The organism is Pseudomonas sp. GW822-FHT06B12 (genome assembly GCF_058799675.1).
Genome location: NZ_JBXALR010000005.1, coordinates 321624 through 337050, shown reverse-complemented (window position 1 = coordinate 337050; position 15427 = coordinate 321624). Strand labels below are relative to the sequence as shown.

Sequence of the window (15427 nt, the reverse complement as noted above, 5' to 3'; positions counted from 1 at the left end):
CCATGAGTGAAGAGATTCTGATCAACATCACGCCGATGGAATCGCGCGTGGCGGTGGTCGAAAACGGTGTTCTGCAAGAGGTTCATGTCGAACGCACCCAGCGTCGCGGGATTGTCGGCAACATCTATAAAGGCAAGGTCGTTCGCGTTCTGCCTGGTATGCAGGCGGCATTCGTCGATATCGGTCTGGACCGGGCAGCCTTTATCCACGCCTCGGAAATCTCCCTGCGTGAAGGCCCTGCGGTGGAAAGCATCAGCGCACTGGTGCATGAAGGCCAGAGCCTGGTGGTGCAGGTTACCAAGGATCCGATTGGCTCCAAGGGCGCGCGTCTGACGACCCAACTGTCGATTCCCTCGCGCTATCTGGTGTACATGCCGCGCACGGCTCACGTCGGTATTTCGCTGAAAATAGAGGACGAAACCGAGCGCGAACGCCTCAAGCAAGTGGTCACTGATTGCGTCGCGAAGGAAGGCATCAAGGAGGCTGGTGGCTTTATTCTGCGCACTGCGGCTGAAGGTGCCGGCGCCGATGAGATCCTGATGGACATCCGTTATTTGCGCCGCCTCTGGGATCAGATTGGCGCGCAGATCAAGACCGTCAGCGCACCGAACGTGATCTACGAAGACCTCGGCCTGGCCCTGCGCACCCTGCGCGATCTGGTCAGCCCGAAGATCGAGAAGATCCGCATCGATTCGCGGGAAACCTTCCAGAAAACCACGCAGTTCGTTGCCGAGCTGATGCCGGAAATCGCTGACCGTCTGGAACACTATCCGGGCGAGCGGCCGATTTTCGATCTGTATGGCGTCGAGGATGAAATTCAAAAGGCACTGGAGCGCAAAGTACCGCTCAAGTCCGGCGGCTATCTGGTGGTCGATCCGGCAGAAGCCATGAGCACCATTGACGTGAACACGGGCGCTTTCGTCGGGCACCGCAATCTTGAAGAAACCATCTTCAAAACCAATCTGGAAGCGGCCACCGCGATTGCCCGGCAACTGCGCCTGCGCAACCTGGGCGGGATCATCATCATCGACTTCATCGACATGGAAGACGAAGAGCATCAGCGCCAGGTGCTGCGTACGCTGGAGAAACAGCTGGAGCGCGATCACGCCAAGACCAACATCATCGGCATCACCGAGCTGGGCCTGGTGCAGATGACGCGCAAGCGCACGCGCGAAAGTCTCGAACAGGTGCTCTGCGAGCCGTGCAGCAGCTGTCAGGGCCGTGGCAAGCTCAAGACTCCGGAAACCGTGTGCTATGAAATCTTCCGGGAGATCTTGCGTGAGGCCCGCGCCTATCAGGCTGAAGGCTATCGTGTACTGGCCAATCAGAAAGTGGTCGACCGGTTGCTCGACGAAGAGTCAGGCAATGTCGCGGAACTTGAAGGTTTTATCGGGCGAACTATTCGTTTTCAGGTAGAAACCATGTACTCCCAGGAACAATACGACGTGGTGCTGCTCTGATCCGCTGTGTTTCATTACTAACGGCTGGCCTCAGCTTGCTGCACGATTTCGCCATGGGAGCCATCTGACATGGACCGTCTGATCCGCATTTTGACCACATTGACCCGCTGGGGGCTGGGGCTTTGTGCGTTATTGCTGGTGCTGGCGGCGCTGTACGTCAGCCTCGGTCGCGAGTTTATTCCGTTGGTGGCCGAATATCGCGCGGACGTCGAAGCCAAGGCCCGTGAAGCATTGGGCATGCCGTTGCAGATCGGTCGCCTGGAAGGGCGCTGGAGTGGCATGGCGCCGATTTTGCTGGCCCATGATGTGGTGGTCGGTGAAGGCGCCAATGCCTTGCACCTGGATCAGGTACGGGCGGTGCCGGATGTCTGGGCCAGCTTGCTGGCGCGTTCGGTGCAGATCGAACACCTGGAACTCAGCGGCCTGAAGATCAGTCTCAAGGAAGGCCCGCAGGGGCAATGGGCGCTCGAAGGCTTGCCGGTGCAGCAGAATCAGCCGCTGGATCCCGAACAACTGCTCAACCGCATGCAGAGGGTGGCGCAGTTGTCGGTGCTCGACAGCCAGATCACCTTGCAGCCGATCGACCACGCGCCGCTGACCCTGACCTATGTCGGCCTGAACCTTAAAGCCGGTGTCGGCCAGCAGCGCCTCGACGCTCGTCTGACCTTGCCCGACGGCCAGCCGTTGGCCATGAGCCTGCGTAGCCGGATTCGTGCCAGTCAGTGGAAAGACGCTGAAATCGATGCCTATCTGAGCCTGCCGCAAAGTGACTGGTCGAAATGGTTACCCGAGAGCCTGACCGGGCAATGGAACTTTTCCGAGATCAAGGCCGGTGGCGAGCTTTGGGTGAACTGGAGCAAGGGTGTCCTGCAACGCGCAGCCATTCGTCTTAACGCGCCGCAACTCAACGGTGCCTACGCCGAACGTGCGCCGATCAAGATCGATAATCTGGCGCTCAATGGGTATTTCCAGCGCAACACCGAAGGTTTCCAGGTGTCCTTCGATTCTCTGGCCATGACCTTGGGGGAAACCCGTTGGGAAACCCATCTGCAACTTCAGCAGACTGCGACCACTGAAAAGACCCCGGAACTCTGGCACCTCCAGGCCGACCGCTTCGACCTCACCCCGATCACACCGTTGCTGAATGCGCTGGGGCCACTGCCCAAAGACTTCGCTACGGTGGTCGAGCGGCTCAAGGTTACCGGTGCCTTGCGCAACGTACTGATCGACGTCCGGCCCGAGGCTACCGACGACAGCAAATTCAGCTTCGCCGCCAATCTTGAGCGTGTCGGGTTTGATGCTTATCACGGTGCTCCGGCAGCGCGTAACGTTTCCGGGAGTATCAGCGGCGACCTCGGCCAGGGTGAGCTGCGCATGGACAGCAAGGATTTTTCCTTGCACCTGGACCCGATCTTTGCCAAGCCATGGCAGTACATTCAGGCGAATGCCCGGCTCACCTGGAAACTCGATCAACAAGGTTTCACCCTGATTGCGCCCTACCTGAAGGTACTGGGCGAAGAGGGCAAGATTGCCGGCGACTTCCTGATTCGCCTGCATTTCGATCACACCCAGGAAGACTACATGGACCTGCGGGTCGGTCTGCTGGAAGGGGACGGACGCTACACCGCCAAGTACCTGCCGAAGGTCTTGAGCCCGGCGCTGGATGAGTGGTTGCGTACGGCGATTCTCAAAGGCGCGGTAGATGAAGGTTTCTTCCAGTATCAGGGGTCGCTGAACCACGATGCTGTCGATGCGGCGCGCAGCATCAGCCTGTTTTTCAAAGTGCATGATGCCGAACTGGCCTTCCAGCCGGGGTGGCCGCATGTTGGCAAGGTCAGCGGTGATGTGTTCATCGAAGACAGTGGTGTGCGCATTCTGGCCAGCAAAGGGCAGTTGCTCGACACTCAGGTGCACGATATCTACGTCAACATTCCTCATGCGCCCGCCGGGCAGAACCCTCACCTGTTCCTCGACGGTACTTTTTCCGGCGGCCTGGGTGATGGCCTGAAGATTCTTCAGGACGCACCGATCGGTACCGGTCCGACCTTTGCCGGTTGGCAGGGCGAGGGTGAATTGCAGGGTAGCCTGAAACTGGATATCCCCTTGGCCAAGGGCGAAGAACCGAAGATTGTGGTCGACTTCAAAACCGCCAAGTCGCGTCTGAAGCTGAGCGATCCTGTGCTTGAGCTGACGCAGCTCAAAGGTGATTTCCGCTTTGACAGTGCCAAGGGGCTCAGTGGCCAGAACATTACTGCGCAGGCGTTCGAACGGCCGATCAGTGCACAGATTTATGCCAATGGCAGCCCCGGCAAATTCAGCACGCGGGTAACCGCCAACGGCCAGGTGGCAGTGAAAAAGCTCACCGATTGGCTGAACGTCACTCAGCCGTTGCCGGTCTCCGGGACGATCCCCTATCAGTTTCAGCTCAACCTCGACGGCCCCGACAGCCAGTTGATGGTCAGTTCCAGCCTCAAGGGCGTAGCCGTCGATTTGCCGGCACCGTTCGGCATGTCCGCCGCGCAAGGTCGCGACACGGTGTTCCGCATGACCCTGCAAGGGCCAGAGCGGCGCTACTGGCTCGACTATGGTGATCTGGCGGACTTCACTTACGCGGCGCCCAGCGGCAATTTTGCCGATGGTCGTGGCGAGTTGTTCCTGGGTACCGGCAACGCACAGTTGCCGGGCGATAAAGGCCTGCGCATACGGGGCGTGCTGTCGGAGCTGGATGTCGAACCATGGAAAGCCCTGATTGATCGATACGCCGGGCAGGATCCGGGCGGTAACGCCAAGCAATTGCTCAGTGGCGCAGACTTCAAGGTCGACAAGCTCACGGGGTTTGGCACCACGCTGGATCAGGCCCGGCTGCAACTGGATCGCAAGCCGACTGCCTGGGCGTTGCAACTCGATAGCCAACAAGCCAAAGGCACTGTGGGGATTCCCGACGCCAAGTCCGCGCCGGTTGCGATCAACCTGCAATACGTGCGGTTACCGGCGCCTGATCCGAAAGTGCAGGCCGACGAGAATGCACCGGACCCGCTGGCGTCGGTCGACCCAACGAAAATTCCTGCACTGGATATCAAGATTGACGAGCTGTATCAGGGCACTGATCTGGTGGGCGCCTGGTCGTTGAAGGTCCGCCCAATCGTCAAGGGCATTGCCTTCAATAGCATGAATCTGGGCCTCAAAGGCATGCAGTTGCAGGGCGCGGGTGGCTGGGAAGGTGTGGCGGGTGCCAGTAGCAGCTGGTACAAGGGGCGTCTTGAGGGCAAGAACCTTGGGGATGTGCTCAAGGGCTGGGGATTTGCGCCGACGGTGACCAGCGAAGAGTTCCATATGGACATCGACGGCCGCTGGCCTGGCTCACCCGCCTGGGTCGGTCCAAAGCGTTACTCCGGCAGCCTGGACGCCACTCTACGCAAAGGGCAGTTCGTTGAAGTTGAAGGGGGCGCGCAGGCGTTGCGGGTGTTTGGCCTGCTCAACTTCAACTCGATCGGCCGTCGCTTGCGCCTGGATTTCTCCGACCTGTTCGGCAAAGGCCTGAGTTACGACCGGGTCAAGGGGCTGCTGGTGGCCAGCAATGGTGTTTACGTCACTCGTGAGCCGATCCTCATGACCGGCCCATCGAGCAACCTGGAGCTCAACGGTACGCTGGACCTGGTGGGTGACCGGGTCGATGCGAATCTGCTGGTGACCTTGCCGTTGACCAACAATTTGCCGATTGCGGCACTGATTGTCGGCGCGCCAGCGGTAGGCGGTGCACTGTTTCTGATCGACAAACTGATCGGTGATCGCGTGGCGCGCTTTGCCAGCGTCAAATACACCATCAAAGGCCCGTGGAAAGAGCCGAAAATCACCTACGACAAACCTTTTTGACTCTCTTTTTCAGAACGCACTCTCCAGGCCTATGGAGTAGCATGGTCGTAAGCCCCTGTATGTGTTGATTCCAGATAAGGAAATGGCCATGTCTTTTGCGGTGATTCAAATGGTCAGCCAGAGCGACGTGCCGGCCAACCTGATCCAGGCTCGGCTCCTGCTCGAGCAAGCGGCGGCGGGCGGTGCGCGACTGGCGGTGTTGCCGGAAAACTTCGCCGCCATGGGCCGTCGCGACATCGCTGACATCGGTCGCGCCGAGGCGTTGGGCGAAGGTCCGATCCTGCCCTGGTTGAAACAGACCGCTCGTGACCTCAAGTTATGGATAGTGGCCGGCACGTTGCCGTTACCGCCGGTTGACCAGCCCCAGGCGAAATCCAATGCCTGTTCGTTGTTGATCGATGAGCACGGCGAGACAGTGGCCCGCTACGACAAGTTGCATTTGTTCGATGTCGATGTGGCAGACAATCGCGGCCGCTACCGCGAATCCGATGACTATGCTCACGGCAGTAAGGTGGTGGTTGCCGATACGCCGGTCGGTCGGGTTGGCCTGACGGTTTGCTACGACTTGCGTTTTCCGGAGCTGTACAGCGAACTGCGCGCAGCCGGGGCAGAGCTGATTACCGCACCGTCGGCGTTTACCGCTGTAACGGGTGCGGCCCATTGGGAAGTGTTGATCCGCGCGCGGGCCATCGAGACCCAGTGTTACGTGCTGGCGGCCGCCCAGGGCGGAATACATCCGGGGCCGCGTGAGACTTTCGGCCATGCGGCAATTGTCGACCCGTGGGGCCGCGTGCTGGCGGAGCAGGATCAAGGCGAGGCCGTGCTGCTGGCTGAACGCGATAGCAGCGAACAGGCGTCCATCCGGGCGCGGATGCCGGTGTCCAGTCACCGGCGCTTTTTCTCGCAGGGCGCGCAGCGACCTGCCTCAGAACGTGGAATTAAGGCGTAAAACCATGAGCGAGTTGTTGTCCTCAGTCAGTGAACATCTGCTAGCGCCGGGCGGCGTGACCATCGAGAACCTGCAAAGCGTGTTGGGTGATCTGGCCGGCCCGGGCATCGATGCAGCCGACCTGTATTTTCAGGGCCAGATTTCCGAGTCCTGGGCTCTGGAAGACGGCATCGTCAAGGAAGGCAGCTTCAACCTCGATCAAGGGGTTGGCGTGCGTGCGCAATCGGGTGAAAAAACCGGTTTTGCCTACAGCAATGCAATCACCCTTGAAGCCCTGGGCCTGGCGGCCCGCGCCGCCCGTTCGATTTCCCGCGCCGGGCAAAACGGTACGGTACAAGCATTCAGCACTCAGGATGTCGCCCGCTTGTACGGGCCGGATAATCCGCTGGAAGTGATGACACGCGCCGAGAAAGTCGAGCTGCTCAAGCGTATCGATGTGGCGACTCGCGCGCTCGATCCGCGTATCCAGCAAGTCACCGTGAGCATGGCTGGGGTCTGGGAGCGCATTTTGGTGGCCTCCACCGACGGTGGTCTGGCTGCCGATGTGCGACCGCTGGTGCGCTTCAATGTCAGCGTGATCGTCGAGCAGAACGGTCGCCGCGAGCGTGGTGGTCATGGCGGCGGCGGGCGTACCGATTACCGCTATTTCCTCGCTGACGACCGTGCCATGGGCTACGCCCGTGAAGCGTTGCGTCAGGCGCTGGTCAATCTGGAAGCCATTCCGGCGCCGGCCGGCACCTTGCCGGTGGTTCTGGGGTCGGGCTGGTCCGGCGTATTGCTGCATGAAGCGGTTGGCCACGGCCTGGAAGGTGACTTCAACCGTAAAGGCAGTTCGGCCTACAGCGGTCGCATGGGTGAAATGGTTGCGTCCAAACTCTGCACCATCGTCGATGACGGCACACTGGCCGGTCGCCGTGGTTCGCTGAGCATCGACGATGAAGGCACTCCGACCGAGTGCACCACGCTGATCGAAAACGGCGTGCTCAAGGGCTACATGCAAGACAAGCTCAATGCTCGCCTGATGGGCTTGGCGCGCACTGGCAATGGTCGCCGTGAGTCTTACGCGCACCTGCCGATGCCGCGCATGACCAATACATACATGCTCGGTGGCGAAAGCGATCCGGCAGAAATCATTGCTTCGGTGAAGAAGGGTATCTACTGCGCCAATCTGGGCGGCGGACAGGTCGACATCACCAGCGGCAAGTTCGTGTTCTCCACCAGCGAAGCGTACCTGATCGAGGACGGCAAGATTACCGCGCCGGTCAAAGGGGCAACGTTGATCGGTAACGGTCCGGAAGCCATGAGCCGGGTGTCGATGGTCGGTAACGATCTGGCGCTGGACAGCGGGGTAGGGACGTGTGGCAAGGATGGGCAGTCGGTGCCGGTGGGTGTCGGCCAGCCAACCTTGAAAATCGATGCGATCACCGTGGGTGGCACGGGCGCATAAAAAGATGCGTAGGAGCTGCCGCAGGCTGCGATCTTTGCTTTTAAAAGATCAAAAGATCGCAGCCTTCGGCAGCTCCTACGGGGGCGAGGTTATTCAGCGCAAACCGCGTTGAGTCTCGTCCAGCTCACGGATGTACTTGAAGATTTTTCGGCTGGAAGCAGGAGGCTTGCTTTGGGCGAGCTCGTGCTGGGCCTGACGGATCATGGAGCGCAGTTGCTGGCGATCCGCTTCCGGGTAGTCGACGACGAACTTTTCCAGTACGGCATCGTCACCGGCGATCAAGCGATCGCGCCAGCGTTCCAGACCGTGGAAACGTTCGTTGTACTGGCGAGTGGAGGCATCGAGTTGGTCCAGCAGCGACAGAACGGCGCTGATGTCCTGATCGCGCATCAGCTTGCCGATGAACTGCAGGTGCCGTTTACGCGCGATGTTCGCGGTGTGCTTGGGCGCGTCGGCCAGAGCCCGGCGCAAAGCGTCGGTCAACGGCAGTTTTGCCAGCAAGTCAGGCTTGAGTGTTGTAAGGCGCTCGCCAAGATCAACCAGAGCATGCAGCTCGCGTTTGACCTGGGTTTTGCTTTTTTCTCCCCCGTCGAGGGAGTCGTCGTAAGAATCAACCATGGTGGCAGTCCGCAAAGAAACGCCGCCATGATAACCAGTCGGGGGCCGCTTGTCCGGCCCGGTCGCTCGATGACCTTAACCGAAAGCAGAATTTGAGTGGAGAACAGCATGAGTGCAGTTGAAAGCGTCGGCCCACAAGCGTTGCCGGCACTGCAAGAGCAAGTCGAGCAGATCATCGCCGAAGCCAGGCGCCAAGGTGCCAGCGCCTGCGAAGTCGCCGTGTCTCTGGAGCAGGGCCTGTCGACCTCGGTGCGTCAGCGGGAAGTTGAAACCGTTGAGTTCAACCGTGATCAGGGCTTCGGCATTACCTTGTATGTTGGCCAGCGCAAAGGCTCGGCCAGCACCTCGGCCAGTGGCCCCGAGGCGATTCGCGAAACCGTCGCCGCTGCATTGGCCATCGCCAGGCACACCTCCGAAGACGAACACTCGGGCCTGGCCGACGCCGCGCTGATGGCCAAGGACTTGCCGGACTTCGACCTGTTCCACGAATGGGACATTACTCCGGAGCAAGCGATCGAGCAGGCGCTGGCCTGCGAAGCGGCGGCGTTTGCCACCGACAGCCGGATCAAGAACGCCGACGGCACCACCTTGAGTACTCATCAGGGCTGCCGCGTATATGGCAATAGCCATGGCTTTATCGGCGGTTATGCGTCGACGCGTCACAGCCTGAGCTGCGTGATGATTGCCGAAGCTGATGGCCAGATGCAGCGCGACTATTGGTACGACGTCAATCGCCAGGGCAATCTGCTGGCCGATCCTGTGAGCATCGGCCAGCGTGCGGCGCAACGGGCGGCCAGCCGCTTGGGCGCGCGTCCGGTACCGACCTGCGAAGTGCCGGTGCTGTTTTCCGCAGAATTGGCCGGCGGTCTGTTCGGCAGTTTCCTCGGCGCGATTTCGGGCGGCAATCTGTACCGCAAGTCTTCGTTCCTCGAAGGCGCGCTGGGCCAGAAGCTGTTCCCTGAATGGTTGACTATCGATGAGCGTCCGCACCTGATGCGCGCGATGGGCAGTTCGGCGTTCGATGGCGATGGTCTGGCAACGTATGCCAAGCCATTCGTCGAGAAGGGCGAGTTGGTGTCTTACGTATTGGGTACTTATTCAGGTCGTAAACTCGGCATGCCGAGCACCGCCAACTCCGGTGGTGTGCACAACCTGTTCGTCACCCACGGTGATGAAGACCAGGCGGCGCTGTTGCGGCGCATGGGACGCGGCTTGCTGGTGACCGAATTGATGGGCCAGGGCTTGAACATGGTCACCGGTGACTACTCTCGCGGTGCGGCGGGTTTCTGGGTCGAGAATGGTGAAATCCAGTTCGCGGTCCAGGAAGTGACCATCGCCGGCAACATGCGTGACATGTTCAAGCAGATCATTGCGGTGGGTAATGACCTGGAATTGCGCAGCAACATTCGCACGGGTTCAGTGTTGATCGAGCGGATGACGGTGGCCGGCAGCTAAACCCTTGCTGTTAAGCAAAAAAAGCGCGCCACCCAATGGGTGGCGCGCTTTTTTAATGGCTGCGATCTTTTACTCGCCTTCGCCGAAATAGTCGTTGATCAGCGCTTTCAACGCATCCAGCGCATCCTGAGCTTGATCACCTTCTGCGTGGAGGTGGATCGTCGTTCCCTTGCCGGCGGCCAGCATCATCATGGACATGATGCTCTTGCCATCGACCATCTTGTTCTGGTCGGGGGAGCGGCCCACTCTGATCTCACAGGGAAACTCCGCAGCTTTGCCCACGAATTTGGCGGAAGCGCGGGCATGCAGGCCCAGTTTGTTGATGATTTCAATTTCCAGAGCGGGCATCGCGGTGTGAATCCTTTAGCTAAGGTCGCGGTGGCGAACCTGGACGTTCTTCAGGGATTGTTGCAGGACCTGACCCAGACGTTCGGTCAGGTAGACGGAGCGGTGATGCCCGCCGGTGCAGCCAATGGCGATTGTGACGTAAGCGCGATTGCTGGCGGCAAAGCGCGGCAGCCATTTGAGCAGGTAAGTGGAGATGTCCTGGAACATCTCTTCGACATCCGGCTGAGCGGCCAGATACTCGGCCACTGGCTGGTCCAGCCCGGACTGTGTACGTAGCTCCGTTTTCCAGTACGGGTTCGGCAAGCAGCGCACGTCGAACACCAGGTCGGCATCCACCGGCATCCCCCGCTTGAAGCCGAAGGACTCCACCAGAAACGCAGTGCCCGGCTCTGGCTGGTTCAGGAGGCGCAACTTGATGGTATCGCGCAACTGATACAGGTTCAGATGGGTGGTGTTGACCTTGAGGTCGGCCAGGTCAGCAATCGGCCCGAGCAGATTGGTCTCGTCTTCGATGGCTTCGGCCAGCGAGCGGTTGGCGTTACTCAGCGGGTGGCGGCGACGGGTTTCCGAGAATCGCTTGAGCAGGGTTTCTTCGTCGGCATCCAGATACAGCACATCGCATTGGATGTGCCGGCTGCGCACTTCTTCCAACAGCTCCGGGAAGCGTGACAGATGGCTCGGCAGATTGCGCGCATCGATGGAAACAGCGACCAGGGGCTGCGCCAGTTCGGTGTGAATCAATGCGCGCTCGGCCAACTCCGGCAACAGGCCGGCCGGCAGATTGTCGATGCAGTAGTAGCCATTGTCCTCAAGTACATCGAGGGCGGTGCTTTTACCTGAGCCTGAGCGGCCGCTGACGATGATCAAGCGCATGGTTAGTGACCGTTCTGCTCGTCGAGGACAACCTGATACAAGGCTTCATTGCTGGTGGCGCTGCGTAGACGATCGCGGACTTCTTTACGATCAAGCATGCTGGCGATCTGGCGGAGCAGTTCCAGGTGCGCATCGGTAGCGGCTTGCGGGACCAGCAAAACGAACAGCAGGTCGACCGGAGCGCCGTCGATGGCGTCGAAATCTATAGGGGCGTCCAGGTGCATCAAGGCACTGATGGGCGACTCGCAACCTTTGAGGCGGCAGTGGGGGATGGCGATGCCGTTGCCAAAACCGGTCGAACCGAGTTTTTCACGGGCAATCAGGCTCTCGAAGACATCTTGCATCTCCAGATCCGGCACTTCGCGGGCGATCAGGTTGGCAATTTGTTCAAGGGCGCGTTTTTTACTGCCGCCCGGCACGTTCACCAAAGAACGGCCGGGGGTCAGGATGTTTTCAAGTCGGATCATGGGTTGGGAGTATTAACGACCGGTTGCGCCTTGGAGCTGGCCCTGGGTCTTTTCCTTATGCTTTTTGAGTTGGCGATCCAGTTTGTCGGTCAGGGCGTCGATCGCGGCATACATGTCGTTATGCTCAGCGTTGGCGACCACTTCTCCACCGGGGATATGCAGCGTGGCTTCGATTTTCTGCAGCAGCTTCTCGACGGTCAACGTGACCTGCACATTGGTGATCTTGTCGAAATGCCGTTCTAATCGTTCGAGTTTTTCGCCGATGTAGATGCGCAGGGGTTCGGTCACTTCCAGTTGGTGTCCACTGATGTTGACTTGCATACAGCTTCTCCTTCGTTGCCAGTGCATAAGGCGGCAGGCTGGTTTGCCTGCCACTAGAGCGTGTCCGAAAAGTTTTCGAACACACCCTGGAACGCTATGGCGTAGCCCGTCACATCAACCGCTTGCGTTCGCTCGAAGGCGCGATCCCCAGGGATTCGCGGTACTTGGCGACGGTGCGGCGGGCCACCTGAATGCCTTGTGCCTCCAGTAAACCAGCGATCTTGCTGTCACTCAACGGCTTTTTCTGATTTTCCGCGGCAACCAGTTTTTTGATGATCGCGCGGATCGCTGTGGACGAGCATTCACCGCCTTCAGAGGTGCTGACGTGGCTGGAGAAAAAGTATTTCAGTTCATAAATACCGCGTGGGGTATGCATGAATTTTTGCGTGGTTACCCGTGAAATCGTCGACTCGTGCATGCCGACCGCTTCGGCGATGTCATGCAGGACCAACGGCTTCATTGCCTCATCGCCGTACTCAAGGAAGCCGCGCTGGTGTTCGACGATCTGGGTAGCGACTTTCATCAGGGTTTCGTTGCGGCTTTGCAGGCTCTTGATGAACCAGCGTGCTTCCTGCAACTGATTGCGCATGAAGGTGTTGTCGGCGCTGGTGTCGGCGCGACGGACGAAACCGGCGTATTGCGGGTTGACGCGCAGACGCGGAACCGACTCCTGGTTCAGCTCCACCAGCCAGCGCTCGTTATCTTTGCGCACGATGACGTCGGGAACCACGTATTCGGCTTCGCTGGACTCGATTTGCGAGCCCGGACGCGGGTTGAGGCTCTGTACCAGCTCGATGACCTGGCGCAGTTCATCTTCCTTGAGCTTCATGCGGCGCATCAGCTGGCTGTAGTCGCGGCTGCCCAACAGGTCGATGTAGTCGATGACGAGGCGCTTGGCCTCGGCCAGCCAAGGGGTCTTGACGGGCAGTTGGCGCAGTTGCAGCAACAGGCATTCGCCGAGGTTGCGTGCGCCGATGCCGGCCGGCTCGAATTGCTGGATGCGATGCAGGACGGCTTCGATCTCGTCCAGCTCGATGTCCAGTTCCGGATCGAAGGCTTCGAGGATTTCCTCGAGGGTTTCGTCCAGGTAGCCCTGATTGTTGATGCAGTCGATCAGGGTCACCGCGATCAGTCGATCGGTGTCGGACATCGGCGCCAGGTTCAATTGCCAGAGCAGATGGCTCTGCAGGCTCTCGCCGGCGGAGGTGCGAGTGGTGAAGTCCCATTCGTCGTCATCGTTGCTCGGCAGGCTGCTGGCGCTGGTCTGGTAAACGTCTTCCCAGGCGGTGTCGACTGGCAGTTCGTTAGGGATACGCTCGTTCCAGTCGCCTTCCTCGAGGTTATCCACCGTGGGGGCGGTTTCCTGGTAGGAGGGTTCCTGGATGTCGGTGTTGGGTTTCTGCTCGATGTTGTCCGCCATCGGGTCGGCGTTATCGAAGTCGTCGCCTTCTTCCTGGCGTTCGAGCATTGGATTGGACTCCAATGCCTCCTGGATTTCCTGTTGCAGGTCCAGGGTCGACAATTGGAGCAGGCGGATGGCCTGTTGCAGCTGCGGTGTCATCGTCAGCTGCTGGCCCATTCTCAAGACTAGCGATGGTTTCATGGCAGGGGCTTAACACCTTATTCGCCGGCGCACATGCGCCATCCACTACAGGGCGCCGGAGCGCCAAACATAAGCAAATTATATGCCTGAAACTGAAGTGTTTGCCTAGAGCGCTGTAACAATAAATACGTATAGATTTTTATTGGGACAAGCGCTCCAGCGACTGACCAGGCACCTCAGTGCTTACAGGCGGAACTCATGGCCCAGGTACACTTCCTTGACCAGGTCGTTGGCCAGGATGGTTTCGGCGTCGCCTTCGGCGATCAGTTGGCCGTCGTTGACGATGTAAGCGGTTTCGCAGATGTCCAGGGTTTCGCGGACGTTGTGGTCCGTGATCAGCACGCCAATGCCCTTGGCCTTGAGGTGATGAATGATCTGCTTGATGTCACCCACCGAAATCGGGTCCACGCCAGCGAAGGGTTCGTCGAGCAGGATGAATTTCGGTGCCGTGGCCAGGGCGCGAGCGATTTCCACGCGGCGACGTTCGCCACCGGAAAGGCTCATGCCGAGGTTGTCGCGGATGTGGTTGATGTGGAATTCCTGCAGCAGGCTTTCCAGCTCCTTGCGACGACCGGCCTTGTCGAGTTCCTTGCGGGTCTCGAGGATGGCCATGATGTTGTCGGCGACCGAGAGTTTGCGGAAGATCGACGCTTCTTGCGGCAGATAGCCGATACCCGCTTGTGCACGACCGTGCATTGGCTGGTGGCTGACGTCCAGGTCGTCGATCAGTACGCGCCCCTGATCGGCTTGGACCAGGCCTACGATCATGTAGAAGCAGGTGGTCTTGCCGGCGCCGTTCGGGCCAAGCAGGCCGACGATCTGGCCGCTGTCGATCGACAGGCTGACGTCACGCACGACCTGGCGGCTCTTGTAGCTCTTGGCCAGATGCTGAGCTTTCAGAGTTGCCATTACTGGGCCTTCTGCTCGTCGGTTTTCTTTTTCGGCTGGATAACCATATCGACCCGTGGGCGCGGCGCAGTAACCGAGGCACCGGTGGCACGGCCTGCGTTAGCAACCTGCTTGACGGTGTCATAGACGATTTTCTCGCCTTCGGTGGTGTTGCCTTCGTTGATCACTTTGGCGCGGTCAATCAGTACGATGCGGTTTTGCGCGGCATGGTACTGGATAGTCACCCCATAGCCCTTGACCGGCTGTGGATCGCCTACCTTCTGCAACTGCTCGAAATACGCCAGGTTGCCCACCGAGGTCACGACATCGATATCGCCGGCTTTGGTGCGGGTGATGGTCACGGTGTTGCCTTTGATGATCATCGAGCCCTGGGTAATGATCACGTCACCCTTGTAGGTGGCCACGCCATTCTTGTCGTCCAGCTGAGCGTCGTCAGCCTGAATGCGAATGGGTTGCTGGCTATCGTTCGGCAGAGCCCAGGCGCTCACGCTTCCCAGTGCTGCGCCCAGACTGAGCAAAATAGGGAGAGTTTTAACGAGCCTCATACTGTCCTCTTACGTTCGATAGCAGGTGTATCCTGCTGTCTTTCAAATACGCTTTCATTCCGTTACCAGTCGATACACCACCAGCGCCGTCGATTCTAACGGCTTGCTCGGTCTGCGCATATTGCTGTTGCGGGAATACAGTCATACGACTACTGGTAATAAGCATCGGACGGTTCTGCTCATCGGTCCGTGCGATACGAACCGAGTCGATCAGCTCGACTTCAGTGCCGCCCGAATTGACTTCGCCACGCTCGCTCTGGACGTGCCAGGGGAAGGCGGTGCCCCGATACATGTTCAGGTCGGGGTTGGTCAGCAGGGTTATATCGGTAGCTTTGATGTGTTCGACCTTGTCGGACGTCATGTCGTACTGCAATTTGCCATCGGGCAGGTACTGCACGCTGTGGGCGTTGATCGCGTAATAGTCGATCTGGCTCTCGTCGACGTGCGCTACCGGCTTCTCGAGGAAGCGTTCCGGGCTGATGTTCCAGTAGCCAACGGCCGCGAGTAGTGCGGCTATGACCCCGAAAAACAGTATGTTGCGAATCTTTTTGCTCAGCAT

Annotated in this window: 14 protein-coding genes; 5 read left to right on the top strand and 9 right to left on the bottom strand. The window is 59.3% G+C overall.

Annotation, left to right across the window (positions count from 1 at the left end):
- The first annotated feature begins 2 nt into the window (after positions 1-2).
- The 4 genes from rng (at position 3) to tldD (ending at position 7729) form a co-directional block, all read left to right on the top strand.
- Positions 3-1460 (top strand): ribonuclease G, encoded by a 1458-nt coding sequence (gene rng / locus AC1RKH_RS13945; protein WP_123424267.1) that lies wholly within the window; start codon positions 3-5, stop codon positions 1458-1460.
- 69 nt (positions 1461-1529) lie between these two features.
- Entirely contained in the window at positions 1530-5333 is a 3804-nt protein-coding gene (locus AC1RKH_RS13940; RefSeq protein ID WP_493062465.1) for a YhdP family protein, read from the top strand.
- Between the two features lie 88 nt (positions 5334-5421).
- A complete protein-coding gene (locus AC1RKH_RS13935; protein ID WP_493062464.1) occupies positions 5422-6282 on the top strand; it encodes a carbon-nitrogen hydrolase family protein in 861 nt (286 codons plus the stop codon).
- A gap of 4 nt (positions 6283-6286) precedes the next feature.
- The gene (gene tldD / locus AC1RKH_RS13930; protein ID WP_493062463.1) at positions 6287-7729 is read left to right on the top strand and encodes a metalloprotease TldD; all 1443 of its coding nucleotides are present in this window, start codon (positions 6287-6289) and stop codon (positions 7727-7729) included.
- Positions 7730-7822: 93 nt separating this feature from the next.
- On the opposite strand, the gene yjgA is transcribed toward tldD, so the two are convergent.
- Positions 7823-8347, bottom strand: a complete 525-nt coding sequence (gene yjgA / locus AC1RKH_RS13925) for a ribosome biogenesis factor YjgA (RefSeq protein ID WP_123424271.1) — start codon at positions 8345-8347, stop codon at positions 7823-7825.
- A 108-nt stretch (positions 8348-8455) separates the two neighbouring features.
- On the opposite strand from yjgA, the gene pmbA reads away from it, so the two are divergent.
- Positions 8456-9802, top strand: a complete 1347-nt coding sequence (pmbA, locus tag AC1RKH_RS13920; protein WP_493062462.1) for a metalloprotease PmbA — start codon at positions 8456-8458, stop codon at positions 9800-9802.
- 69 nt (positions 9803-9871) lie between these two features.
- Here the strand turns inward: pmbA and AC1RKH_RS13915 are convergent, their stop codons facing one another.
- The 8 genes from AC1RKH_RS13915 to lptC all read right to left on the bottom strand — a co-directional run bounded on the left by AC1RKH_RS13915 (position 9872) and on the right by lptC (position 15427).
- On the bottom strand, positions 9872-10150 hold the full coding sequence (locus AC1RKH_RS13915; RefSeq protein ID WP_123424273.1) for an HPr family phosphocarrier protein: 279 nt from the start codon (positions 10148-10150) through the stop codon (positions 9872-9874).
- A gap of 15 nt (positions 10151-10165) precedes the next feature.
- Positions 10166-11023, bottom strand: a complete 858-nt coding sequence (gene rapZ / locus AC1RKH_RS13910; RefSeq protein ID WP_493062461.1) for an RNase adapter RapZ — start codon at positions 11021-11023, stop codon at positions 10166-10168.
- Positions 11024-11025: 2 nt separating this feature from the next.
- A complete protein-coding gene (gene ptsN / locus AC1RKH_RS13905; RefSeq protein WP_123424275.1) occupies positions 11026-11490 on the bottom strand; it encodes a PTS IIA-like nitrogen regulatory protein PtsN in 465 nt (154 codons plus the stop codon).
- Between the two features lie 12 nt (positions 11491-11502).
- Complete coding sequence (gene hpf / locus AC1RKH_RS13900) at positions 11503-11811, bottom strand: ribosome hibernation-promoting factor, HPF/YfiA family (protein WP_123424276.1); 309 nt, start codon at positions 11809-11811, stop codon at positions 11503-11505.
- 109 nt (positions 11812-11920) lie between these two features.
- Positions 11921-13414, bottom strand: coding sequence for an RNA polymerase factor sigma-54 (locus AC1RKH_RS13895; RefSeq protein ID WP_493062460.1), 1494 nt, complete (start codon positions 13412-13414; stop codon positions 11921-11923).
- A 183-nt stretch (positions 13415-13597) separates the two neighbouring features.
- Positions 13598-14323, bottom strand: a complete 726-nt coding sequence (lptB, locus tag AC1RKH_RS13890) for an LPS export ABC transporter ATP-binding protein (RefSeq protein WP_123424278.1) — start codon at positions 14321-14323, stop codon at positions 13598-13600.
- On the bottom strand, positions 14323-14868 hold the full coding sequence (lptA, locus tag AC1RKH_RS13885; RefSeq protein WP_123424279.1) for a lipopolysaccharide transport periplasmic protein LptA: 546 nt from the start codon (positions 14866-14868) through the stop codon (positions 14323-14325). Before lptA ends, lptB begins: the two co-directional genes overlap by 1 nt.
- A complete protein-coding gene (lptC, locus tag AC1RKH_RS13880) occupies positions 14855-15427 on the bottom strand; it encodes an LPS export ABC transporter periplasmic protein LptC (protein ID WP_123424280.1) in 573 nt (190 codons plus the stop codon). The genes lptA and lptC overlap by 14 nt, the downstream gene beginning before the upstream one ends.

Coding starts and splice junctions, on each gene's coding strand:
- AC1RKH_RS13940 (WP_493062465.1), top strand. CDS start 1,530: ATGGACCGTCTGATCCGCATTTTGACCACATTGACCCGCTGGGGGCTG.
- pmbA (WP_493062462.1), top strand. CDS start 8,456: ATGAGTGCAGTTGAAAGCGTCGGCCCACAAGCGTTGCCGGCACTGCAA.
- yjgA (WP_123424271.1), bottom strand. CDS start 8,347: ATGGTTGATTCTTACGACGACTCCCTCGACGGGGGAGAAAAAAGCAAA.
- lptA (WP_123424279.1), bottom strand. CDS start 14,868: ATGAGGCTCGTTAAAACTCTCCCTATTTTGCTCAGTCTGGGCGCAGCA.
- lptB (WP_123424278.1), bottom strand. CDS start 14,323: ATGGCAACTCTGAAAGCTCAGCATCTGGCCAAGAGCTACAAGAGCCGC.
- AC1RKH_RS13915 (WP_123424273.1), bottom strand. CDS start 10,150: ATGCCCGCTCTGGAAATTGAAATCATCAACAAACTGGGCCTGCATGCC.
- lptC (WP_123424280.1), bottom strand. CDS start 15,427: ATGCTGAGCAAAAAGATTCGCAACATACTGTTTTTCGGGGTCATAGCC.
- ptsN (WP_123424275.1), bottom strand. CDS start 11,490: ATGATCCGACTTGAAAACATCCTGACCCCCGGCCGTTCTTTGGTGAAC.
- AC1RKH_RS13895 (WP_493062460.1), bottom strand. CDS start 13,414: ATGAAACCATCGCTAGTCTTGAGAATGGGCCAGCAGCTGACGATGACA.
- AC1RKH_RS13935 (WP_493062464.1), top strand. CDS start 5,422: ATGTCTTTTGCGGTGATTCAAATGGTCAGCCAGAGCGACGTGCCGGCC.
- tldD (WP_493062463.1), top strand. CDS start 6,287: ATGAGCGAGTTGTTGTCCTCAGTCAGTGAACATCTGCTAGCGCCGGGC.
- hpf (WP_123424276.1), bottom strand. CDS start 11,811: ATGCAAGTCAACATCAGTGGACACCAACTGGAAGTGACCGAACCCCTG.
- rapZ (WP_493062461.1), bottom strand. CDS start 11,023: ATGCGCTTGATCATCGTCAGCGGCCGCTCAGGCTCAGGTAAAAGCACC.
- rng (WP_123424267.1), top strand. CDS start 3: ATGAGTGAAGAGATTCTGATCAACATCACGCCGATGGAATCGCGCGTG.